Source organism: Clostridium muellerianum (assembly GCF_012926525.1).
Lineage (GTDB): Bacteria > Bacillota > Clostridia > Clostridiales > Clostridiaceae > Clostridium_AM > Clostridium_AM muellerianum.
Map to the genome: position 1 here is coordinate 41,864 of NZ_JABBNI010000025.1, position 25,380 is coordinate 67,243.

Consider the following 25,380-nt stretch of genomic DNA (forward strand, 5'->3'; position numbering starts at 1 on the left):
AGTATTTACTCACATACACATATTTAATCTTATTGATTTTTTATTTTTTAGTATTAAAGCTGATTCTGATCATAACAGTTATATATACCTTCTTCTCTTTTCCTTCTTGCATTATTACTTATATAAGATCCCTCTATTACATTTTTATAACCTTTCTTTATAACTATACTCTTAATATAGTCTACATGTGGACATCTATCAGAATGATGACTATCATGTACCATGCAAGATGCTAAATGAACTACAATTTCATTTTTGGTAATATCAGTTTTTTTATTTAATTTCTTAGAGAAGTGCTCTAATTTAGCTGCAACTCCTTTTCCACTGCATCCACCACAAGTAAAAGAAATATATCTTGTGGCATCATCATAATCTTTAAAAACTCCATCCTTATTATAAAAAGCATTTGTACATGCAAATCCACTGCACCTTCTTTGTGCAATATCACATTGAATGATAACAACATATTTAGTATTCATACTTATTCCCCCTTTCTCTTTTAATTATAATTTTAATCTGGTATAATAAAAAGTGCCAGTTTTAACATATTTTATAGTACCAGTTATTGGAGGATATAAAAAATGATTGAAATTATGCCTATTTGGGATTACTCAAAAAACACTCCACTCTATCTGCAATTATATGAATATATCAAAAATCAAATACAAATTGGGACAATTAAACCAGAAACGAAATTACCATCAAAAAGAAAATTAGCAACTTATCTGGGAATTAGCCAAAATACTATTTACACTGCTTATGAACAATTATGTGCGGAAGGATATGTAGAAAGTAAACCTCGTATAGGTATGTTTGTAAAAAGACTAGAAGATAATTCATTCTGCAATATACCATCTGTAGATAAACCTAATGGAAATATAAAATTAAAGGATGACTTTGAATACTTAATTGACTTTAATTCAGGAAATGTTGATTTGGATCATTTCCCACATCCTGTATGGAAAAAACTAGCATCACAGTGCCTATATTCTGATCAAAGTGACCTTTTATTAATAGGTGAACCTCAAGGAGACGAATGTCTACGTAAAGAAATATCCAAATATCTTTTCCAATCAAGAGGCGTAAGATGCATTCCAGAACAAATTATTATTGGAGCAGGCATGCAATATCTAATGATATTATTATGTATGCTGTTAGGTAAAAACTATACATACGCAATTGAAAATCCTGGGTTCAATAAAGCAAGAAATGTTTTTATAGACCAAGGATTAGATGTCCATCCTATTTCAATAGATGAAGATGGCATTTGCGTAGAAGATTTAAGAAAAAGTTCTGCTAAAGTTGTCTATGTTACACCTTCGCACCAGTTTCCTTGTGGAATAGTTATGCCAGTTTCTCGAAGATTGGAATTATTGAAGTGGTGTGAAGAAAAAAATGGTTATATAATCGAAGACGATTACGACAGCGAATTTAGATATAGAGGTAAACCAATTCCTTCTTTGCAAGGATTAGATAGGAACGGTAAAGTTATTTATATGGGTACATTTTCAAAATCTCTAATTCCTTCAATCAGGATAAGTTATTTAGTTTTACCCGAAAATTTGATTGAGGAATATCAAAAATATTTAAAAATATATAAACAAACCGTATCTAGACTCCATCAAAATACACTCTATAAATTTATGAAAGAAGGATATTTCTCAAGTCACATAAATAAAATGAGGACATTATATCGTAAAAAACATTCAATGTTGCTTTCTTCAATTGATAAACATATGAAAGAAAAAACTGAAGTTATAGGTGCAAATTCTGGATTACACATTTTATTGAAAGTTAAAAACGGAATGACAGAGGAAGAATTAATTCAACATGCTCATGATATGAAAATAAAAATCTATCCAACCTCAATTTATTATAATGAATGTGTAACCAGTGAATTCCCTATGATTTTGCTGGGATTTGGTAGCTTAACAGAACTTCAGATTGAAAAAGGTATTCGGATGTTGAAAAAAGCATGGCTTGTTTAGTAGGTGGATACTTAAAATATATTTCTTATTTATTGTATACATCTACTATTCTCCATACCATGATATTATATCTGCTTTTGTTTTCTGATGTCACAGTGTATAATTTTCATCAACCTTTGACTTCAATAATTACGTCATGTTGTTTACTAGTTGTGACACATTTAATTACTATTACGTTATAATACTCTATATAATATTATAACTATCCACCATACTTTGAAATTGATTTTTTAGAATTGAAGATTATACATTACTTATATATGAATAACATTTAAGTTAATTCTTTAAGCCATTTCAATTTTGATTACTATAGATAAATCAAGATTATACATGTATGTCGGATGTACTCCTATAAGTAATGAAATCTAAAAGAAATGAAGAATTTATTAGATTTCCTACAGAATGAAAGGGCTAACTGGCTTTGTAAATTAGTACCAAATATTATCTTTTATTTATGAATATTAATCCTATTATACAAAATGATATACCTAATATTTTATTTATACCAAATCCTTCTTTATAAAATATTATCCCAATTGGAATAAGCATAAGCGCAAGAAGAATATTTGCTACCAAGGAACCTGTGCCTATATTCCATCCAGCTCTATATGCCATCATATAAATAATCCTGAATATAAAAAACCTTTCAAAGTAGACTTTAGTCTAAAGGAAGATTCACAAAGTGTAAAAAAAGATATAATTTATGTTAAAATGACATATTCAGTTAGCATAAAGGATTCTCAAAATAAAACAGTGGGAGGTTCATGGGATATACCAATAACATTTACTGTTAAGAAAACGGAAACTGGATGGTATATCATTGATAAACACGAACCGGCGTAAATCACAAGATAGATTTTCAATTGATAATAACATTCATAAAATGAAAATAAGTTCCCTTAAAAAATGTTTCATTATCAACACTTACTTAAAACAGAGCCTATTTTTAGGCTCTGTTAATATAGTGGTGAAAAGTAGCTATCTTACCCACTTTAAGCCATTTTATTGAATTGAGTTCATAAGCTTAAAGAAATATTTTGATTCTTGGGTTTTATAAAGATTGTACCAGGAATCTAGGGTTTGCGGTAAGAATACATCTAGAATTTTCAATATATGCAAAGCAAATTCAAGGGGAGCTATTCCAGACGCAGTAATCAAACTTCCATCAGTTACTACACATTCCTGCTTATAATACTTTTCTCCCTCATAGCTTGGACAGACCATTTTAAGATACCCCAAGTCATTGCTTGTATGAGCTCGCTTATCCAATACTCCCCCTATAGCAAGTCCTATTGTAGCACCACAAATTGCCCCTACAACAATACCTTTCTCTAAATATTTTTCAGCCATTCTTATAATGGGAGCATGAATTGCTTCTGTCCATGTATTCCCACCAGGTAGAATCAAAGCAGCAGCATCATGAGCATTAAACTCCTTAAGTTCAATTTCCGGCAATATTGTAAGTCCTCCCATTGTAGTAATAGGGGTCTTGGTAATTCCTACAGTTACTACTTTTAGCGGCATTAATCCCTTTTTATAGTACCTTCCCGAATTGATTTCAGCGGTTAAATAACCTATTTCCCAGTCTGCCATTGTATCAAATACATAAAGATATACTGTATTCTTCATTTTCTATTCCTCCACATTCATTTCATTGTTGCTATTTGTTACAGGATGGTCTCAAATTCCATCTAGATCTATTATATATTATCTTCACTGACAAACTCAGTCAGTGAAGATAATAGTCCATCAAATCTCTAAGAATTGCTACCATAGCATCTTTAAAACTATTTGGTTCAATCACCTTTATTGATTTACCATATGGAAGTAGAATATGAGGAACATAGGTATGTATTGAGTTTTCATCCATTAAAAAATTAGCTCTGCATTCAGTTCGTTCTATCAGATGATATCCTAAAAACCAATGTGCACAAAGGTCATTCAATGCTTCTGATTTGCCCTCAATTACTAAAGTGCAAAGTCCTACTTTGTTTTCCACATTGGATAATAAGTTTTTTGTAAAAAACTCACGTGCCGAAAAAGCTTCAGGACGCTTAAATGTATTTTTAGTGCTTATAATATTTACTATTCTATCTACCCTAAAGCTGCGGATTTCATTCCTAAGATGGCAAAATGCAATAACATACCATTTATCGTTCCAGTAAAGCATCCCATAAGGGTCAACAACCCTATGCTTAGGATGTCCTTCATAACCTGTACAGTATTCAATTTCCACAGAACATTCATTAGCAACAGCTTGCTCAATTTCCATTAATATAGGTTTGACAGCTGGATCACAAATACGGCTCACTACTTGAAATCCGACTAAATGACGATTGAGAACTTTTTCTTGTTCTTGATTCGAGAACATCTTTAACTTTGATGTTGCACTATTTAGTGCTTCCATAAAAGGATATCCTGCTTCCATTGCAAAAGTGGCAGCATGCAAAAGTGATTTTTTCTCTTCAAGGTCAAAAAACAGGGGTGTTCGGATAAAATTGTTAAGCAAACTATATCCGCCGTTATGACCAGGCTCCGATATTATTGGCACTCCACTAATACAGAGTGCATCCATATAACGATAAACTGACCTTATGTTTATTTCTAACCTTTCGGATATTTGCTTTGCAGTTATTTTTGTACCTGAATTCAGCATCCATAAAATTGCTAGCATATTATCATTTTTTGGCATAATGCTCCCCACTTCCCTAGATTTTTAATAGTATCATTTACATTATACTGCGACACAAAAACACTGCAGAATTCAAATTGAATAATGTAGTGTTTTTTAAAATTGTTCGTCTTTTTCATTGTTTCGTTAAATAAGAATATTATTATTAATCCCAATTTACTTTCAGTTGAGCTTTTTATGTTTAATATGGTTCTTGAATGCATACAATATTGAAAATTCGACAACTAAAATAATAAGAGTTGCTGCCAGTATAATTAATACTTGTTTCCATAATTCCAACGTTGTAAACGATAATGCATAAAAATAGCCTAATATTGAAACAACAAATATATTTAAATATAAAATATTTTGCTTCTTTATACATTTCACTTTATTCATTTCATTCACCCTCTTCACAAAAATTTACAACTGTGATTTAGTAGATATCAAAATTATACCACATTTTCTATATATTTTAGTTGCTATACAAAAAACATAGGTATTTTTAACACTGCATTATTTGATTTTCAAATACCATCGTTCGCATTTCTATTTTCAGTAGTTACGTCGCAAATTTTTCAGAAAGAGTATATATCGTAAATTTAAAATAGATACAAATAGTCTTTGAACTACGACGTAAAAAACACTGCAAAGTTCAATTTCAATAATACAGTATTTAGATAAATTGTTCACTTTTCCAGTTGTTACACCAAATAGAAAAATTATTAACTTACCGATTAAATTAATATACTAATTAAAAATAAAAGATTTTCTATTTTTCAAAATCCAAACATCTGTAAAAGTTGAAATTATACATATACTAATTAAGCAACAAAATGTAATAAATATACTGAATCCGAAAACCTTACTAATTTCATATATTATAATAGCTAAAATAAACATAAAAACTCCACTTATAATAGGGGCCAATTTTTCATCTGGAAAAAGCAAAGTAGTTAACATACTAATAGAACAACCAGTATATGAAATAATAATAGAAAACAATAATACTAAATCATTTGTTTTAACCCTATCTGCTGGGTTTATAAATAGTAAGCCAAATTTCAAAAATACTATTGAGAATATAGAAAGGACATATCCTATGATTGCTGGTAATAATATTTTACCTAATACAATTGAAAATATAGATACTTTAGAGCATAGTAAAACTTCTAATGTTTTTTCTTTTTTTTCTTTCAAAATAGAATAAAAACCAAGTTGACCACTTATAGCAAATGATACAACTAAAGGAAAAAAAATAGCTAATGTGTTTTTAGGTAACAAGCTATGAGGACATTTAAATAATAGTATAAGTGGTAAAAATGACACTATAAAAATCATGATTAATTCTTTTTTACCCATAGATTTAATTTCCCAGTATTCCTTTTGCATAATACACAAAATTTCACTCATTGGATCACTCCTCCACATTACTATTAGTATATTTTAAATATATACTTTCTATATTTGTATTAACATTTATAGAATTTTCATAAACTAAATTTCCATTTTGAATAATGGATATATAATTACATGCCTTTGAAATAAAATTTAAATCTTGACTACTTAATAATATAGTAACTCCATTTTCATTAATTTTTTTCAACATGTTTACTACAATATTTAAACTTTCAGGATCTATTCCATTTGTAGGTTCATCTAATATCAATATTTTAGGATTAGCTATTAATGCACATGCCAATGCTAATCTTTTTTTCATACCAGTTGACCATTTTAAAACTGATTCATTAGATCTTTTAAAAATATGTAATTGTTTCAAAAGTAAATTTGCCTCAGTATTAAACACGTCTGAAGATACCTTAAAGATTTTTGCTCTAAATTCAATGTTTTGAAATGCAGTTAATTTTTCATATAATCCGTTATCTGTAGGCATATAGGATATGTCATTAGTGCCTAGTAAAATTTTTCCTTTTTGAGGTTTTAATAATCCTAATGTTAGTCTAAATAATGTTGTTTTACCAGCACCATTATGTCCCAATATTCCATGTATATCTCTTTCTTTTACATGTAAGTTTAAATTATTTATTACGTCATTGTTTTTAGAATATTGGAAACTAATGTTTTTGTAAGTTATCATATCTGCCTCCTTTTAATTCGTATAAATTTACTATTGTTCATTAGATTATAGTTTTTAGCAACACTTATTATAACATAGTTTACAAAATATTACACCCGCTGTACCATACATTGGTTCTCTATTTTTTAACTCTTTTATTTTGATATATGAATGTGTTACATTACTTTAAACCATAAAGTTCTTAGCCTTTATTATCCCTTTACCTGTATCAGAACCACTTAACATATTAGTTTAAGTGGCTTAAAATCTTTAACACAGAAAAAGATACTATAAAAAGCAAAAGCCTCTTGGTACAATCCCACACATCCCATATTGATACAAAATTAAAGGATTCTAGTGGGAGAGAAGCAATTTATGTTTAACTTATGTAAAATGTTTGTAATTTTATATTTATTTTATGTATAATTAAACAAATGGGTAATTTATACAAAATTACAAATATATTAATTATATTTATTAACAAGTTAAAGGATGTGATTATTATTAAAAAGTCGTGTATAAGGTATTTAATTATGTTAATTGCCTTCATGCTTGCACTTACATCTTGCGGAACAAACAAAACAAGCAGCAGCAATAAAAAAATTGACATCTATAATACGGTTAAGGAAGCATTTCTTACTGATAAAGGATATTCTGATGAATTGTCAAAGCATATGTCAGAAGATGTGTTTAAAAGGACTAATATTTATAATGCTTATCCAGTAAATAATCCTGAATATAAAAAACCTTTCAAAGTAGACTTTAGTCTAAAGGAAGATTCACAAAGTGTAAAAAAAGATATAATTTATGTTAAAATGACATATTCAGTTAGCATAAAGGATTCTCAAAATAAAGCAGTGGGAGGTTCATGGGATATACCAATAACATTTACTGTTAAGAAAACGGAAACTGGATGGTATATCATTGATAAACACGAACCGGCGTAAATCACAAGATAGATTTTCAATTAGTAATAATATTTATAAAATGAAAATAAGTTCCCTTAAAAAATGTTTCATTATCAATACTTATTTAAAACAGAGCCTATTTTTAGGCTCTGTTAATATAGTGGTGAAAAGTAGCTATCTTACCCACTTTAAGCCATTTTATTGAATTGAGTTCATAAGCTTAAAGAAATATTTTGATTCTTGGGTTTTATAAAGATTGTACCAGGAATCTAGGGTTTGCGGTAAGAATACATCTAGAATTTTCAATATATGCAAAGCAAATTCAAGGGGAGCTATTCCAGACGCAGTAATCAAACTTCCATCAGTTACTACACATTCCTGCTTATAATACTTTTCTCCCTCATAGCTTGGACAGACCATTTTAAGATACCCCAAGTCATTGCTTGTATGAGCTCGCTTATCCAATACTCCCCCTATAGCAAGTCCTATTGTAGCACCACAAATTGCCCCTACAACAATACCCTTCTCTAAATATTTTTCAGCCATTCGTATAATGGGAGCATGAATTGCTTCTGTCCATGTATTCCCACCAGGTAGAATCAAAGCAGCAGTATCTTCAATACTACACTCCTTAAGTTCAATTTCTGGCAATACTTTCAGACCTCCCATTGTAGTAATAGCGGTCTTGGTAATTCCTACAGTTACTACTTTTAGCGGCATTAATCCCTTTTTGTAGTACCTTCCCGAATTGATTTCAGTGCTTAAATAACCTATTTCCCAGTCTGCCATTGTATCAAATACATAAAGATATACTATATTCTTCATTTTCTATTCCTCCACATTCATTTCATTGTTGCTATTTGTTACAGGATGGTCTCAAATTCCATCTAGATCTATTATATATTATCTTCACTGACAAATTCGGTCAGTGAAGATAATGATCCATCAAATCTTTAAGAATTGCTGCCATAGCATCTTTAAAACTATCTGGTTCAAGCACCTTTATTGATTTACCATATGGAAGTAGAATATAAGGAACATAGGTATGTATTGAGTTTTCATCCATTAAAAAATTAGCTCTGCATTCAGTTCGTTCTATCAGATGATAGTTGTTCTATCAAAGGGTCCTGTTGACACAGTATGACGCAAAATATACTAACATACTGACTTGTTATTTTTTTGAATATGCCTAAGTTATTTTAGTAATTCAAAATTATATTTATCAATACCTTATAGTGCTTAAAAATTATAGGCGGGATTGTCCACCTATAATACTTAATAAAACAACATTGTGCAAGAAACTTACTGTAGATTATGCTTATTAGCAGAGGTTAATCCAATATATTTGTTGTTCTTTACCTTCATGGAAATTTTCGTCTGTTAATATACCACCGCAACTCATCGCAGTCTGACTTGAAGCAATATTATCTTTATCACAGATAATCATTACTTTTGGAATTTTCATATCTTTTGCAATTTCTAAAACAAGTAATAATTGTTGCTTACCATAACCCTTTTTTCGCTCAGTTGGACGAATGCCATAGCCTATTTGCCCTCCATGTTTTTCTAATTCATCAGTTAAAAAGTGACGTAGTTGAATAGTACCTACAATTCTATTATCAGATTTCCTTACAGAAAAGAATGTGCTGGCATGAACATTATTGCGAAGTTTATCTTTCTCAATTGAAAGAACAATTTCAAGCCATTCATCAAAATTATTATAGTGAGCTAGTCCACAACTGCCATTGATATTAGTTTCCTCAAAATCTAAATACTCTTGTTTATATTCCAGAATTTTTTCTTCTAAATCCTTTGATGGTTTTACTAAAATTAATTCACTCAATTTAATACCTCCTTATATAATGTAGTCATAACATTCAAATTAAAAATAATGTTATTTATTCTTTCCAAACTACTTTAAATTCTTCACAAACAACAATCATATTTTCATCAAAATCGAGATTATATACATTTAATTCTTTTGAAAAAAAGTCTATATGCACCTTTCTCCAATATGTTAAGGATAAGTCCCCTTCCCCCTCCTTAAATGCATGACTTTCTGATACCTGATTAAATGGACAAGTGTAAACTTTAGTTGTCTCAGTTATGCAGACAGCATTATTATCAGAGTCTAATATAACGTTTAAACCACCTATTGGTGGCAACGGACTATTATCAATTTCATATAATTGATAAGCAGATGTCGTTGCTGTTTTCATACCATTTACTACAAGTTTTGCAAGTTTATTTGCCTTTGAAGCATTTCCACCAAAGCACCAAGCATCATAGGTCTTATTTTTTACATAGTTATTCTTTGTATATATGTTCCACATTTCTTTTTCCGTCATACCTTTTCCCCCATTATATATATGATAATTTACTATTGTTTATTAAACTATAGTTTTTAATAATACTCATTATAACATAACTTACAAAATATAGCATATACTATACATACATTAGCTCTCTATTTTTTAAGTCTTTTATTTTGATACATGAATGGGTTACATTGCTTTGAACCATAAGGTTCTTAGCCTTTATTATCTATTTATCTGTATCATAATGTATTATAAGCAATTTTTTATATTAGAATCACAATAGTTACTACACAACTTTTTAGGTGGAGGTAGCTTTGAATATATGATGTATAAAAGCTTCTGAGTGAATTTAGGAGCCGTTAAGCAGTGAGTCAAAATCCAAACTAGCAACTTCAGTTATACATATTAATATTGATAATTTTACAATTTAGCTCTTAAAAATTCAGGCGGAAGCCTTCGGGATAGACATATAAAGCAAAAAATATTCCCTTTGGTATAATAAAATTGCTAGGATTGGAAAGAGTCAAATAAGGCACTATATAACACATAGATTTAAAACTAAAAATAAACCTAGTGCTTACAGGCTGCGCCTTAAGTTGTGATTAGAATAACTAACTTAAAACATATAGATAAAAATAATTATTATGAAAGCTACGCTTTTAAGATAATATGAATAATAGTACGTATGTAGACTGATATATGTTGTGCTGGAACATTCGAGCAAATTTTAGAAATTGTTAAGCAGAGAGCCAAAATCTATGATTTTGTGCGAATCGCTTACTCCTCTGACAAAAGGAAGAGGAGTTTCATTACTCTAAAAATGTCGTAATTTTTGCCAGGACGGCAAAAGCTCCGAAAGTGACAGGACGTCACATTTGAGGAGGTAGACATTTTTTAATATCTCAGGCATTAGAACTTCTTAAATGAAGCGAGTGTTCCTGCACAATATATATCAGCCGGAATACAGCTTAACGTTTCTTCGGTTACTTACGTCACATTATTACTTATAATACTGTAAGCTTTCTACTAGTTTTTTACCATTATCTACATTTAATGTAGGATCTTGAATTAACAAATTATAATTAAATCCATCTTCACTCCATGATATAGTTTTTATAGGTTCTTCCATAGACATTCCTTTTTTTCCTCTTACAGTAATATCTTTTTCACCATCAATTTTTGTATCATCATTTTCAACAGCCTTATTATCATATGGAACTATAGTTGTAAGAATTAATTGATCTGCTCCATTTTTTTCATAAGTTTGATTTATTTCCTTATGCTTTACTCCTGGTGCATCCATATAAGTTACACTTTTTAGCTTGTACCCAGATGTTTCTTTTAATGTTAAAATAGGTTTTCCTGCTATTTTTTCTGCTTGCTTCATATCAATTTTGTTTTCTTTAGGCGTACTACTATCTATATCTTCTACTTTAACATCAGAAGGAATATTTTGAGTAAATACACTGCTATCTAATTTAGGTGAAAATTTTATTTTTGTATATTCCATAGCTGTTTTCATATTAGAGCTTTCCGATGTATTTTTTACAACAAACCAACTATCCTCATCTATCCAATAATTCACATCACCTAAAATACTATTTTTCTGTTTTGGTTTAGCATATAAATGATAGGTTTTAAATCCATTAGTATTTTCTTCTCCTTTATAAGTCAAATCATGTGTTTTTGATATAATGCTAAGTTGTTTCATAAGCATAGATTTGTAATCATTATTATTCTCTAACGAATTACTATCTATCTTCATAGACATAGCCGTTTTGCTTTTCTCCATATATACCAGTACTTTATTACCATCATTAGTAGATATAGTTTTTCCACTAATATTAGAATTTGATTCATAACGTCTTCGTAACTTATTTGATGAATTATCTGCCCATTCCTTTATTGTAGCTGTTTCATTTAATTTACTATTTTCATATACTTCCATCTTTGCTTCACTGTAATAAGATTTAGGTTTTTCATAAGCATTCATAGCCTTATTTATAACCTCACCTGGTATTATTGTATCCTTCTTTAAACTGCTGCAACCTTGAAATAAACTTACTGTTATTAAAGCTGCCGTAAATATTGCTAATATTCTCTTCTTCACAATAAAACATCTCCTTTTAATCTCTTACTAAATTTTTTAACCTTATGTATACATTATATAAATACTTTTTATATTTTTATTAAACTTAATAATTTCTTTATAATATTAAAATTATGAATTTCAATTAAGGGTTCTTCCAACGCCACACGACACAAAATAGACTAGCAGGCAGACTTATTATTTTTTTAGATGCCTAGGCTTATCTGTCTACGGGTATCCAGCATGCGAACATTGTACTGTTTCCTTCTGAAAATACTTTAACTTCACCATAATGCTTTTCGATTACTAATTTAACAATGCTAAGACCTAATCCTACACCATTCCACAACTTTTTATTCCTAGAATCATCACTTTGATAAAATGGCATAAATACCTTTTCTTTTTCTTTATCTATAATACCATCACCCTGATTTTTAACTACAATAAGCAAACCATCTTTTTTCCAGGAAATTGTTTTATTTTCTGTGCCTATTTTCAACCAACCTGGCATTTCATTATCTAGTGAAAGTGCACCCATACATATACGTCCTTCTACAGGAGTATACCTTAAAGCATTTGCCATCAAATTATCTACTACCCTTGTCATCTGCCTTACGTCTACTTTGTATTTATCTTGAACATTTATGTCTATAGTAAGTTTTATTTTCTTTTGTGTACAGGATTCATCATATCCTGAAAATAGCATTTCGAAGAACTCTGAACCTTCAAGTTCTACAAAATTCATTTTATATTCTGTAGTAAGAAGATTGTACATCATTAAATCATCTATCATATTTTTCATATAATCACTTTTATTCAGTATAACTAAAGCTTTATTTTTATTGTCTTTTATATCTAAACTTTCACCATTAATCATAGCTTCAGCATAAGCTCTTATGGCAGTTAATGGTGTTTTTAAATCATGGGATATGGCAGATATCATATATTCCTTAGATTTTTGCTGCTTCTCAATAATCTCTCTTTTCTCTTCAATATCCTTTTTCATATCATTAAAATGGTTTATAAGTTCGCCTATCTCGTCACTGTATTTGTAATCTACTATGTCTTTATCTCCTAAAGCAAACTTATTCATTCCTTCTACTAAAAGTTTAATTGGTCTATTAAGTTTCTTGTTTAAAAGAAGCCATACTGATATAAAAATACATAAAACTATAATTATAAAAAATAAAACTGTAATAACAGTTCTATAATTTATACCTTGAACAAAATCTTCTCTTGCTATAGCTATCTTATAAAATCCTATCAGTGCGGTGTCCTTATTGAATACAGGCATCTTCAGTGTATATGCTCTAGCTCCTGTTTGTATTTTATATAAGTCTGAAAATACAAACTCCCTTGAAATAAAACCAGCTATATTATCATCTGAAGAATATATTTCCTGACCTACCGCATTATATAATTCTATTTTTATAGAATTGCTGTCTTTGCTAGATATAATTTTTTTATCTTTTAAAGGGTATCCAGTATATATATTAGGATTGTCCAATTGCTGCTGATATGTTTTAAATTTGTTCATAGCAGACATATAATCTGAAACTTGAGTATTTTTATTATAATTATCTATAATTATATATAATAATAAACCTGAAATTACTGGTGTCAACATAACTGTTAAATGAGATAATATAAGCCACCTTTTAAGTTTCATGTACATTTCTCCCCTAAACTATTTAATCTAATAGTCTCAACTTATTTATTAAATTCTTTACATTTATTTTTAATTAACTTTCCTCCAAACCTTTAACTTGTTCTATACTTAAACCAGTTTTTTCTGCTATAGTTTTATCATCTAAAACATCTTTTAATTTTTTTGCTATATCAATTTTTTCTTCCATTATACCTTGATGTCTATACTTTTTTCTAATCTCTTCTTCCTCTTCTGATTCTTTTCTATCCTCTTCCCAAATCTCCATAGCATCTTTGTCAGTACTTAAATATTTGTGTCCTTCATCACTTATTTTTATTTCCATTCCTATAACTCCAAATTTACCATTGTGTTCTATTTTTCCTGTTTTAATTAATTCCTTTATTCTCCAAAATATGTATTCATCTGAAACTCTTTCTTCACTTTTGCCTAATACCTCTCCTATTGTTCTTATAGGATTTCTAAATTCTTTTGGCGTATATTTTAGTATATCTATATCAAAATAATTTTCATCTACACTTTCTAACTTTCCATCTTTAATAACACGTAATATAGAATTATCTTTTTTTAGTAATTCCCATTTATCAAGAAGCTCTCTATGTTCATTTAAATTCAGCTTTCTTTTAGCTGCTGCATATTTTTCTATATTTTCCGGTATAATTTCTCCAGTAGACCTAGCCTTAAATTCAATTTCTTTACGTTTAATAACCGTATCTTTTACATTTATTAAATATATATCTAAATTTCTATTCTTTAAAAGCTCTAAAACATATAACATTCCACAGAACTCTCTACTAGAGCTATACCATAAATATAAAATATCACTATGATGTACTTTAGAAATTTCACCATGAAATGCACTATAATTTTCTTTTAAATCATCTATATCATATTCAGCAGCTGGCTTTAATTGATTTTCTGTTGTAAAAGTATTATACCAATTAATCCTTTGATCAATATTTACTCCACCCTTTATAGATCCCTGTGAAAGATCATCAAGAAAAACTATTACCTCTTGATTATCTTGAAGTATTTTAGTACTAATAGCATGCTTAAAACTTCCTCCTGCACTTTCTGAAAAACATATGTTAATTACCTTATTCATTATTATCTCCCTATGGCTTTTAATTTTTTAATATCATTTATTAAAACACACTAGCTTCTATATTATAACTCAACTTTTCCAGTTTAAAAATATTGTGACGCAAGAGTGCAGTGGAAGTTTGGATTTTCACTTCAAGCGTACGCATATAATTAAATTATCATAAGTTATTTTAGTAATTCAAAATTATATTTATCAATACCTTATAACTCTTAAAAATTAAAGGCAAAACCTGCAGATATATTAATATATTTAGTTTAAAATCAGTTATTTTCTATTTTGTAGAAACCTCTCGAAAGAGATTGATCATAATGCATTATAAGCAATTTTAAATATTAGAATTACGATAGTTACTACACAACTTTTTAGGTGGAGGGAGCTTTGAATATATGGTGTATAAAAGCTTTTGAGTGAATTTAGGAGCTCTTATGTCTAAAATTTAAAAAATCTCGTAATTTGAATCAGGACGATTCAAGCCGCGAAAGTCCCAGGACGGGACATTTGAGTGGGTAGAGATTTTTTGAATTTTAGGCATTAGAGATCCTTAATAAATGGTCAGCTTTTATACACCATATATTCAATGCGGACTCCACCTAAAAAGTTGTGTCGCAATGTGCTTTATAAATTCTTAACTTGCCCCAAAGTTAAGCCTGTTTTTTCTGCTATGGTTTCTGCATCTAATACGTCTTTTAATCTTTTGGCTATATTTACTTTCTCTTCCAGCCTACCTTCTTCTATGTATTCATTTATCATATACTCTTCTGAATTTAAATCTTTTTTACTATTTCTCCAAATACTCATAGCCTTCTCATCAGTTCTTAGATCCTTTAATCCCTCTTCTGTTATTTTTATATTCATTTTAAGGCTCTCAAATGTACCATGATAAGTTTTATTGTATGCGTAATCAATTTTTCCTAGCTTAACTAATTCTTTTATTCTCCAAATTATATAATCAAAGGAAATTTCCACATCATTGTTGTCTACTACGGACCTCACAATTTTAGCTGAATTTTTAAATTCTTTTGGAACGTATTTCAGTATATCCATATCAAAATAATTTTCATCTACAATTCTTATTTTTTCATTTTTAAAAACACGTAACATTGAATTATGATTTTTTAATAATTCCCAGGTATCAAGAAGCTCCCTATATTTATCTGAAGTCAGTTTTTGCTTTAGACTTGCATATTTTTCTATATATTGTGGTACGATGTATCCAGTATCTCTAGCTAAATATATATTTCCTTTATGTTTAACAACTGTATCTGTTACATTTATTAAATATACATTTAAATCCTTATTCTTTAAAAGTTCTAAGGTATATAACATTCCACAAAACTCCTGACTGGAACCATACCATAAGTATAAAACATCGCTTTTATCTATTTTTGAAATTTCATTGTGAAATGTATTATAATTTTCTTTTAACTCATCTGCACCATACTCAGTAAAATATTCATCTCCACTTGCAACTTTCCACCAATTAATTCTCTCTTCAATATCTATCCCATCTTTTATAGGTCCATGTGAAAGATCATCAAAAAGAACTATAACCTTTGGCTTACTATCCAGTTCATTCATCTTACTAGCAATTCTAAATCTTCCTCCTGCGCCTTCTGTAAAACATATGTCTATTATATTATTCACATTTATCCTCCTATCAGCTATCTATTTTAATTTTATAGTAATATCATTTATTTAAACTTATTAGAATCTTAAGATTACCTTAAAACTCCGCAAATATATTAAAGGAGGAACAAAATTCCTCCTTTAATAACCACCTTTACTTTCCAGTATCTATAACTTCATTAAACAATGACTTATTCTGTTCAATAGCTTCTTTAGAACCTTCTACAAAATACATATTTTGTTTTAAAATCTTATCAAGCATATCTCCATAGTTTCTTATATCCTCTGGTGTAGTTGAAAGAGCCTGTTTTTCATATTCAAGCAAATCATTTACAGAAGAATTAGTAAGATACATTGAATCACAAAGTGAACTTTCCATAAGAGGTCCATTGCTTTTTAAGTTAACATATTCTTTAACAGCACCTATAATGTAATTGTTCATTTCACTATCCGTTGCTTTAAAGTTTTTAAGATAATCCACTGTACCCTTAAAAGCATCTAAAGTTTCTTTAAGATTTGGATCTCTCCTTGAAGCAAGCATAACCCTGCCATCAGGTGAAAATGCACTTTGAACTCCATAAGCACCTCCAGTTGTTCTCACCTTATTCCACAAATATCCCATATTAAGTACATTTTGAAGTACCATCATTTTTCCATCGTAAGTATATCCTGCCTTTTTTAAATCTCCTCCCTGTATTACTGTTTGCACCTTTGCAGTAGAAGAAAATGCAACATTTTTATCGGGCTGAACAAAAGTATACTTTTGATGTGGAAATACTTGTGAATTAATTTTAGGGCTTATACGATCTATTTCCTTACTAAATACTTTAGCATCATTTTCACTTCCACTATAGCTTACTACAAGATCATTTCTATTAAACGCAAGATTACATGTATCCTTAAGGTTCTTAGAAATACTATCCCATTTTGCATCAAAGTTGTTATCTAAATCCTGTAAAAATTTATAGTATGAAAGTCCTGTAATTGCTTCATTATATCTTCCACTTTCATTCATATATGCATTCATTCTCATAATTGCAGCAGCACCTGAACCCGATGTTAAAAGCATCTGTAAAGCTGATTTGTTCTGCTCAATAATTTGTTTTATTCTTTGCTTATCATCAAACTTGCTGCTATTTATGATTTCGCTAATCATATCGAAGGATTTTGGAATACTGTCCTGTGGCACTAAAATAGATGTTGTAACTTTAGGACTGTAACTATCAGGACTTTTACTGTTTGCTACTGATGAAGGAACAAAAGTTATACTTCCTCCTGTATATTGCATCATTTCATTTGAAAGTCCTTTATAATTGTGTTCCTTAGTATCTACATTTCCAAGTAATGAACAAAGTAAACTTAAATATTGTAATTTATCTTGAGGAACCCTTGATGTATCAAAGTAAAAATTTATAATTGAAAGTCCATTTAAATCTGCATTATGTTTAAGCACCTTCATACCTGACTGATTTTGAACTTCATAACTTAAATTTGGAATTTCAGGTTTAACATCTTTAAGAGAAAGCTTTGGTAAAGTTTCAAGTGCTTCTTTGGAATCTTCAGTTTTCTGCCATGCATTAAAATCTTCAGTACCTTTTAAAAGTGAATTAACTCCTGTTTCACCAATTTGACTCTTATAGCTTGCAAGCTTTTTAGCTGTGTTTTCATCATTTTTACTTTCAAGCCCTGCCTCAGGTTTTAATACAACTAATGAATGATATTTATTTGAAAGCAAACATTTGTTAATTAAATTTTGGAAATATTTATTTTGATCTATTTCCTTAATTTTTTTCATAACACTATCTGTTTCAAAATACATTGTAGGATCCTTATCATATATCCATGTAGCTAATGCAGTCTGTGATAAAATGAATCCATTTCCACCAAGCATAGGGGCTGCAAGTTTTTCAGAACGATTGCCTATGTCATAGGATGCCATAGCAGATTTAAGAAAATCTTTGTCAAATCCATTTTTTGAAATGCTATCTAAAGTATTAAAAATTGTCTTTTGAAAAACTTCTTTTGAAGCTTCATCAGAATTAATAGCCTTAATTGAAAATATAGGTTGAGCACCTTCCATACTAAAAGAACAACTTACATTTTCTGCAATACCAGCGTCAGTAAGTGCTTTTTTTAGTGGAGCATTATCTGTTCCCATAAGCAAATAATCTAAAAAGCTAAGTGCCACATTTGTTTCTTTATCATCTATATTACCTGTGACAAAATTTAATGAAAGATAAGTTTTCTTTTTTGTATCTCCATCTTTAGGTACAGGATAAGATACTACTTTTACAGGAATATTGGATAAAGGTTTTTGAACTTTAATGGAAGTGTCTACATTAACTTTATCAAATTTACTTAAATAGTTGCTATCAATAAATTTAAGGTATTCTTCTATATCCAATTTACCATATAAATATATATAACTATTTGAAGGTGTATAATTTTTCTTATAAGTTGAAATTAATTGTTCCCTTGTAAGATTAGGAATATCATCTGGATTTCCACCTGAATCCCACTTAGAAGATGTATCAGGGAAAAGTGATTGACTTATTGCACTATTCAAAATTTTATTAGGATTGGAATAATTACCTTTCATTTCATTATACACAACTCCATTCACTGAAAGAGCTGAATCCTTTGATGGAAGCTCATATCTCCAACCTTCTTGTTTAAATATATTTGGATCAGTAGTTAGTTTTGGATAAAATACTGCATCTAAATATACTCCCATAAGATTTTTAAGGTCCTGTTCATTGGTACTTGCTACAGGAAATGTAGTGTAATCAGTGCTAGTCATAGCATTGATAAATGAACCAAGTGATCCTTTAAGAATTTCTTTAAATGGAGATTTTACTGCATAATTTTTAGAACCTTCAAGAACTGAATGTTCAATAATATGATTCACTCCAGTATTGTCTGTAACAGGTGTACGGAATGTAATATCAAAAACTCTTTGTGTATCATCATTTTTAATATACATAAGCTTTGCACCTGTTTTTACATGAGTAAACATCATAACAGTAGATTTACTCTTTGGCTCTTCCTTAACTGAAGTAAGTTGGAATCCATAATAGTTTTTACCTACTTCACTGCTTGTAATATCTGCATTTGCTGCATAAACAGTTTGTCCTACAAATGCCATATTACAGGAAGAAAATAACATAAAAAATGCTAAAATAAAAATGCTAGATCTTTTTAGAAATACTTTCATTATATTTATCCCCCTTATTTATATTTTTAATATATTTTTTCTCCTATAAATTTATAGCCTGTCCCCCATACAGTTTGAATAAAAGTTGGATTTTTACTACTATCCCCTAGTTTTTCTCTTAACTCCTTAATATGTACCGTTACCGTGTTATTTCCTTCTAAATCCATACTTTGCCATATATGATGATATAATTCTTCCTTTGAAAATACCTTATTAGGGTTTTGAGCCATAAGTTGTAACAATTCAAATTCCTTTGATGTCATTTGAATTTCCCTTTCCTCTAAAGTAACCTTTTTTTCTTCTGGTAATATACAAAGACCTTTTTTAAATTTTAACATTCCATTTGATATGGATTGTCTATCTGTCTTTCTGTACCTTCTTAAATGTGCTTCAACCCTTGCAGAAACCTCAGTTAAGCTAAAAGGCTTTGTAATGTAATCATCTGCACCAAGTTTTAGTCCTTTCACTTTGTCCATATCAGTTTGCTTTGCACTTATTATTATTATAGTCACGTCTTCATTAATCCATCTTATATTTTTGCAAAGGGTAAACCCATCCATCTCTGGCAGCATTATATCTACCATTACTAATTCAAATTCATACTTTTTAAAATCTTCTAATCCCTCTTTACCTGTTGATGACCAATTGACTTCATAACCTTCTTTTTCAAGATGTTCTTTTAAAATATTTGCAATTGCTTCATCATCTTCAACTATTAGCAACTTCTCTTTCACTATTGTTTCCCCCTATACACATTAATTATATAAGTATTACTTTAGTTTTTATTAAACTTAATAATTTTTTTATAATTAAAATGCTTGCATTTAAAAATAGCTTTAACATATCCATCTTAATTTAATATGAATGATTACTTTAAATGAAATTATAGCATTAATTTTCCAACTACTCAATTTACAATATTCACTTCTTATTAAGTTATCTTGGTTAAGCAAATTCATTGACTTAATTGCATAGTTTTTCTATAATTGAGGGGCGTATATAAATAATTTTCATTGAATTTATTTTTAACATAGGAGGTTTTATAATATGAAAAAAATTAGCTGTTTGTTATTCATATGCATTTTCATTACACTTCCTTTAACTTCATGTTCTAAAAGTAATACTTTGTATGAACAAAATGGCATTAAAATGGATACATTTATGGATTTAAAAGCTTATGGTCCTAATGCTAAAGTTGCAGTTGAAGAATCTTTCAAAAAAATAGATGAATTAGATAAAATGGCAAGTCCAAATATTAGTACCAGTGACGTTAGTAAAATCAATAATGCCGCTGGAAAAGAATACATAAAGGTTCATCCTGAAATAATGAAAATGATAAAAACATCAATTAAATATTCAAAATTAAGTAATGGTGCTTGGGACATAACTACTGGTCCTCTAATAAAGCTATGGGGTATTGGCACTGAAAACGAGAAAATCCCTTCTGATTCTGAAATAAAAGCTAAATTACCTTTAGTAGGATATGATAAAATTAGTATTAATGAAGCTGATAGCAGCGTTATGCTTCAGAAACCAGGTATGTCTATAGACCTGGGAGGTATTGCTAAAGGCTTTACTTGTGATGAAGTGTTAAAAATTTATAAAAAATATAATATAAAAAATGGTCTTATTAATTTAGGAAATAGCAGTATATATGCTGTTGGAAAAAATGAAAGCAACTCACCCTGGTCTGTTGCAATTCAGCACCCTAGAAACACCAGTAATAGCGCTTATCTCGGAATCATTAAGATATCCGATAAGGCTTTATCTACATCAGGAGATTACGAAAGATATTTTATAAAAAACGGCAAAAGATATCATCACATAATTAATCCATTTACAGGTTATCCAACAGATAATGGAACCATTAGTGATACAATAGTAGCTGATGGCACTCTTAATGATAACTCTATGATATGTGATCTCCTGTCAACAACTGTTTTTATATTAGGACGAGAAAAAGGTATACAATTTGTAGAAAACTTACCGAAGGTAGACTGCGAAATTACTACATCTGATTACAATATATATACTACCTCAGGGTTAAAAGATAAAATTCAAGATATAAATAAAGATTTTAAATATGTAAAATAATATAAGCATAATGTAACGCAAGTAACCGAAGAAACGTTAAGCTGTATTCCGCTGATATATGTTGTGCAGGAACACTCACTTCATTAAGAAGTTCTAATTGCTTGAGATATTGAAAAATACCTGCCTCTTCAAATGCGACGTCCTGTCGCTTTCAGAGCTTTTGCCGTCCTGGCAAAAATTACGGTATTTTTAGAGTAATGAAACTCCTCTTCCTTTTGTCAGAGGAGTAAGCGATTCGCACAAAATCATAGATTTTGGCTCTCTGCTTAACAATTTCTAAAATTCGCTCGAATGTTCCTGCACAACATATATCAGTCTTCATACAGCTTAACGTTTCTTCTTACTTCAGTCTATATAAATACTATTAGTACTATTATCTTAAAAGCGTAGCTTTCATAATAAGTATTTTTTATCTATATATTTTAAGTTAGTTATTCTAGTCACAACCTAAGGCGCACCCTGAAGTAATAGATTCATTTTCAGTTTTGAATCTATTTGTTATATAGTGCTTTATTTGATTCTTTTCAATCCTAGCAATTCTATTATACCAAGAGAAATACTTTTAATTTATGTGTTTATTTTGAAGGCTTTCGCCTGAGTTTTTAAGAGCTAAATTATAAAATTATCAATATTAATATGTACAACTGAAGTTACTAGTTTTGATTTTAACTTTTATGTAGGGATATAGAATAAGCGTTTACTCACATTAGCTAAATTGTTTTCTTATTAGTCTTAGCGAGAAGTTAAGGAAAGCCTTAGAACTTTAGCCCTGTTTGAGGGAACCGAGTTTGGCAAAGTTCTTAGGTTTTCATTAACTTTGAGCTTTAGACTAATTGAAAACATTTAGCAGTGAGTAAACGCTTATTCTATATCCCGTAGTAAAAGTTAAAATCAAAACTTTCACTGCACTTTGAGTCGCATTATTTTTAAACTACGAAAGTTGAGTAATATATTAGCTTCTTTTTATTTAAAATGCATTTATATACATTTGTTTTATTTCACTTATTAATGGATATCTAGGATTCGCACCTGTACATTGATCATCAAAAGCTAGTTCTGACATTTTATCTAAAGTATCATAAAATTTTTCTTCCGTTATTCCTGCTTCTTTAATACTTTCTGGAATATTTATCTTAGCTTTTAATTCATCTATAGCATTTATTAATAATTCTACTTTTTCATCATCTGTTTCTCCGCCTAAGTTAAGGTAATCTGCTATTCTAGCATATCTCTTTTTTATATTTGGATACTTATATTGTGGAAACGCAGCTTGTTTTTTAGGATTATCTACTGCATTAAATTTTATAACTTCATTTATAATTAGTGCGTTAGCAATCCCGTGTGGAACGTGATGGGCTGCTCCTAATTTATGTGCCATTGAATGGCATACTCCTAAAAATGCATTGGCAAATGCCATGCCAGCTATTGTTGAAGCATGAGCCATTTTTTCTCTTGCCTTTATATTTGTTGTTCCTTCACTGTAAGCTATTGGTAAATATTTAAATATCAATCTTATTGCTTCTAATGCCAATCCATTTGTATATTCTGAAGCCATTACTGATACATAAGCTTCTATGCCATGAGTTAGTGCATCTATTCCTGAAGCCGCTGTCAATCCTTTTGGCATGCCCATCATAAGTTCAGCATCAATTATAGCCATATTTGGAGTTAATTCATAATCAGCTAATGGATATTTAGCCCCTGTTTTTTCATCAGTAATTACTGCAAAAGGTGTTACTTCTGAGCCTGTTCCTGCTGATGTTGCAACAGAAATCATCATTGCCTTTTCACCCATCTTAGGGAAAGTATAAACTCTCTTTCTTATATCCATAAATCTCATAGCTAAATCTTCAAATCTCACTTCCGGATGTTCATACATTACCCACATAATTTTAGCAGCATCCATTGCTGAACCACCACCAACTGCTATAATAGTATCTGGATTATATGATAACAATTCTTCTGCACCTTTTTTAGCTGTAGCTAGAGTTGGATCTGGTTCTACATCTGTAAATATTTTATATGAAATTTTCAATTCTTCAAGAATCTTTGTAACCCTATCTATATAACCTAATTGATAAAGAACTTTATCTGTTACTATAAACACTCTTTTCTTATTCATAATATCCAATTCTTTTAGTGCAACTCCAAGACTACCGTATTTGAAATAAACCTTTTCAGGAACTCTAAACCAAAGCATATTTTCTCTCCTCTCAGCAACACTTTTTATATTTAATAAGTGTTTAGGCCCAACATTCTCTGATACAGAGTTTCCACCCCATGAACCACAGCCTAATGTTAATGAAGGAGCTAGTTTAAAATTATATATGTCTCCTATAGCACCCTGTGCTGAAGGCATGTTTATTAATGTTCTACCAGTCTTCATAGTTTCTCTAAATTTTTCTACTTTTAACTTTTCAGTTACTGCATTTGCATACAATACAGATGTATGGCCAATTCCACCTAATTCAACTAATCTTCCAGCTTTTAAAAGAGCTTCATCAAAATTCTTTGCCTTATACATAGCTAAAACTGGAGATAACTTTTCATGTGAAAATGGTTCTTCTGAATGCTCCACTGATTTTACTTCTCCTATAAGTACTTTAGCATCTTCTGGTACTTTAACTCCTGCCATTTCTGCTATTTTGTAAGCACTCTGACCGACAATACCGGCGTTTAATGTACCATTAACTAAAAGTATTTTTCCAACCTTAGCTGTTTCATCTTTATTTAAAATATAAGCTCCTCTATTAGCAAATTCTCTCTTAACTTCTTCATATATTGAATCTACAACTACTACTGACTGCTCTGAAGCACAAATCATACCATTATCAAAAGTTTTGGAAAGAAGTATTGAATTTACCGCCATTTTAATACTAGCACTTTCATCAATTAAAGCAGGTGTGTTACCAGGGCCAACTCCTATAGCAGGTTTGCCTGAAGAATAAGCCGCCTTAACCATACCCGGACCACCTGTTGCAAGAATCAAGTCTGCTTCCTCCATTACTACCTGTGAGAGTTCAATGGAAGGTTCATCTATCCAACCTATAATTCCTTTAGGAGCACCTGCTTTAACTGCAGCATCAAGGACTATTTTAGCTGCAGCTATAGTGCACTTTTTTGCTCTTGGATGTGGTGAAAAAATTATACCATTTCTTGTTTTTAAAGCTAATAATGCTTTAAATATTGCTGTAGATGTTGGATTAGTTGTTGGAATTACTGCTGCAATAACCCCTACAGGTTCTGCAATTTTAACCATGCCAAAGCCTTCATCTTCTTCCAAAATCCCACAGGTTTTTTCATTTTTATATTTATTATATATGTATTCTGCAACAAAATGATTTTTTATAACCTTATCCTCTACAATTCCCATTTTAGTTTCTTCCACTGCAATTTTAGCTAAATCTATTCTAGCATTGTTAGCCGCCAGAGCTGCTTGCCTAAAAATTTCATCTACCTGTTCCTGGGTATAGCTTCCAAACTTCTTTTGAGCATTTTTCACTTCTTGCATTCTTTTCGTTAACTCTTCAACATTGGTCACCTTCATTAATAACACCTCTTTCACAATTTTTTTATGATAATATAAACAAAATTTTTCTTTTTGCTAAATATCAAATTCTTTAC

Annotated in this window: 20 protein-coding genes and 1 pseudogene; 4 read left to right on the plus strand and 17 right to left on the minus strand. The window is 29.8% G+C overall.

Annotated elements, in window-relative coordinates; translation table 11 throughout:
* Positions 1–53 precede the first annotated feature (53 nt).
* Positions 54–479 carry a CGGC domain-containing protein gene (locus HBE96_RS13270; RefSeq protein ID WP_169298221.1) on the minus strand — a complete coding sequence of 142 codons (426 nt, stop codon included), beginning with the start codon at positions 477–479 and terminating at the stop codon, positions 54–56.
* A 102-nt stretch (positions 480–581) separates the two neighbouring features.
* Here HBE96_RS13270 and pdxR point away from each other — a divergent pair, with 102 nt between their 5' ends.
* The gene (gene pdxR / locus HBE96_RS13275; protein WP_169298222.1) at positions 582–1,988 is read left to right on the plus strand and encodes a MocR-like pyridoxine biosynthesis transcription factor PdxR; all 1,407 of its coding nucleotides are present in this window, start codon (positions 582–584) and stop codon (positions 1,986–1,988) included.
* 441 nt (positions 1,989–2,429) lie between these two features.
* On the opposite strand, the pseudogene HBE96_RS13280 reads toward pdxR, so the two are convergent.
* Positions 2,430–2,609: pseudogene (locus HBE96_RS13280) on the minus strand (hypothetical protein); the annotation flags it as partial.
* Positions 2,610–2,699: 90 nt separating this feature from the next.
* On the opposite strand from HBE96_RS13280, the gene HBE96_RS26685 reads away from it, so the two are divergent.
* Positions 2,700–2,831, plus strand: coding sequence for a hypothetical protein (locus HBE96_RS26685; RefSeq protein ID WP_281064349.1), 132 nt, complete (start codon positions 2,700–2,702; stop codon positions 2,829–2,831).
* Positions 2,832–2,990: 159 nt separating this feature from the next.
* Here the strand turns inward: HBE96_RS26685 and HBE96_RS13285 are convergent, their stop codons facing one another.
* The 4 genes from HBE96_RS13285 to HBE96_RS13300 form a co-directional block, all read right to left on the minus strand.
* A complete protein-coding gene (locus HBE96_RS13285; RefSeq protein WP_169298223.1) occupies positions 2,991–3,617 on the minus strand; it encodes a type 1 glutamine amidotransferase family protein in 627 nt (208 codons plus the stop codon).
* 100 nt (positions 3,618–3,717) lie between these two features.
* Complete coding sequence (locus tag HBE96_RS13290) at positions 3,718–4,680, minus strand: helix-turn-helix transcriptional regulator (protein WP_169298224.1); 963 nt, start codon at positions 4,678–4,680, stop codon at positions 3,718–3,720.
* 729 nt (positions 4,681–5,409) lie between these two features.
* Positions 5,410–6,072, minus strand: a complete 663-nt coding sequence (locus HBE96_RS13295) for a hypothetical protein (RefSeq protein ID WP_169298225.1) — start codon at positions 6,070–6,072, stop codon at positions 5,410–5,412.
* A gap of 4 nt (positions 6,073–6,076) precedes the next feature.
* On the minus strand, positions 6,077–6,757 hold the full coding sequence (locus HBE96_RS13300; RefSeq protein WP_169298226.1) for an ABC transporter ATP-binding protein: 681 nt from the start codon (positions 6,755–6,757) through the stop codon (positions 6,077–6,079).
* Positions 6,758–7,269: 512 nt separating this feature from the next.
* On the opposite strand from HBE96_RS13300, the gene HBE96_RS13310 reads away from it, so the two are divergent.
* Entirely contained in the window at positions 7,270–7,683 is a 414-nt protein-coding gene (locus tag HBE96_RS13310) for a hypothetical protein (RefSeq protein WP_169298178.1), read from the plus strand.
* Between the two features lie 159 nt (positions 7,684–7,842).
* Here HBE96_RS13310 and HBE96_RS13315 read toward each other — a convergent pair whose 3' ends face one another.
* From HBE96_RS13315 to HBE96_RS13360, 10 genes are all read right to left on the minus strand, one after another.
* The gene (locus HBE96_RS13315; RefSeq protein ID WP_169298227.1) at positions 7,843–8,469 is read right to left on the minus strand and encodes a type 1 glutamine amidotransferase family protein; all 627 of its coding nucleotides are present in this window, start codon (positions 8,467–8,469) and stop codon (positions 7,843–7,845) included.
* Positions 8,470–8,569: 100 nt separating this feature from the next.
* Complete coding sequence (locus HBE96_RS13320; protein WP_243186932.1) at positions 8,570–8,710, minus strand: WYL domain-containing protein; 141 nt, start codon at positions 8,708–8,710, stop codon at positions 8,570–8,572.
* Positions 8,711–8,965: 255 nt separating this feature from the next.
* Positions 8,966–9,487, minus strand: coding sequence for a GNAT family N-acetyltransferase (locus HBE96_RS13325; protein ID WP_169298228.1), 522 nt, complete (start codon positions 9,485–9,487; stop codon positions 8,966–8,968).
* Between the two features lie 55 nt (positions 9,488–9,542).
* Entirely contained in the window at positions 9,543–9,992 is a 450-nt protein-coding gene (locus HBE96_RS13330; RefSeq protein WP_169298229.1) for an ASCH domain-containing protein, read from the minus strand.
* Between the two features lie 970 nt (positions 9,993–10,962).
* On the minus strand, positions 10,963–12,072 hold the full coding sequence (locus tag HBE96_RS13335) for a LolA family protein (RefSeq protein WP_169298230.1): 1,110 nt from the start codon (positions 12,070–12,072) through the stop codon (positions 10,963–10,965).
* A gap of 199 nt (positions 12,073–12,271) precedes the next feature.
* The gene (locus HBE96_RS13340) at positions 12,272–13,720 is read right to left on the minus strand and encodes a sensor histidine kinase (protein ID WP_169298231.1); all 1,449 of its coding nucleotides are present in this window, start codon (positions 13,718–13,720) and stop codon (positions 12,272–12,274) included.
* 73 nt (positions 13,721–13,793) lie between these two features.
* Positions 13,794–14,822 carry a DUF1835 domain-containing protein gene (locus HBE96_RS13345; RefSeq protein ID WP_169298232.1) on the minus strand — a complete coding sequence of 343 codons (1,029 nt, stop codon included), beginning with the start codon at positions 14,820–14,822 and terminating at the stop codon, positions 13,794–13,796.
* Between the two features lie 615 nt (positions 14,823–15,437).
* Positions 15,438–16,466 carry a DUF1835 domain-containing protein gene (locus HBE96_RS13350; RefSeq protein WP_169298233.1) on the minus strand — a complete coding sequence of 343 codons (1,029 nt, stop codon included), beginning with the start codon at positions 16,464–16,466 and terminating at the stop codon, positions 15,438–15,440.
* 136 nt (positions 16,467–16,602) lie between these two features.
* Positions 16,603–19,662 (minus strand): insulinase family protein, encoded by a 3,060-nt coding sequence (locus tag HBE96_RS13355; protein ID WP_169298234.1) that lies wholly within the window; start codon positions 19,660–19,662, stop codon positions 16,603–16,605.
* Positions 19,663–19,688: 26 nt separating this feature from the next.
* On the minus strand, positions 19,689–20,396 hold the full coding sequence (locus HBE96_RS13360; RefSeq protein WP_169298235.1) for a response regulator: 708 nt from the start codon (positions 20,394–20,396) through the stop codon (positions 19,689–19,691).
* 313 nt (positions 20,397–20,709) lie between these two features.
* Between HBE96_RS13360 and HBE96_RS13365 the strand changes: the two genes are divergently transcribed.
* Positions 20,710–21,756 (plus strand): FAD:protein FMN transferase, encoded by a 1,047-nt coding sequence (locus HBE96_RS13365; RefSeq protein ID WP_169298236.1) that lies wholly within the window; start codon positions 20,710–20,712, stop codon positions 21,754–21,756.
* A 967-nt stretch (positions 21,757–22,723) separates the two neighbouring features.
* On the opposite strand, the gene adhE is transcribed toward HBE96_RS13365, so the two are convergent.
* Positions 22,724–25,303 carry a bifunctional acetaldehyde-CoA/alcohol dehydrogenase gene (gene adhE / locus HBE96_RS13370; RefSeq protein ID WP_169298237.1) on the minus strand — a complete coding sequence of 860 codons (2,580 nt, stop codon included), beginning with the start codon at positions 25,301–25,303 and terminating at the stop codon, positions 22,724–22,726.
* Positions 25,304–25,380: the final 77 nt, after the last annotated feature.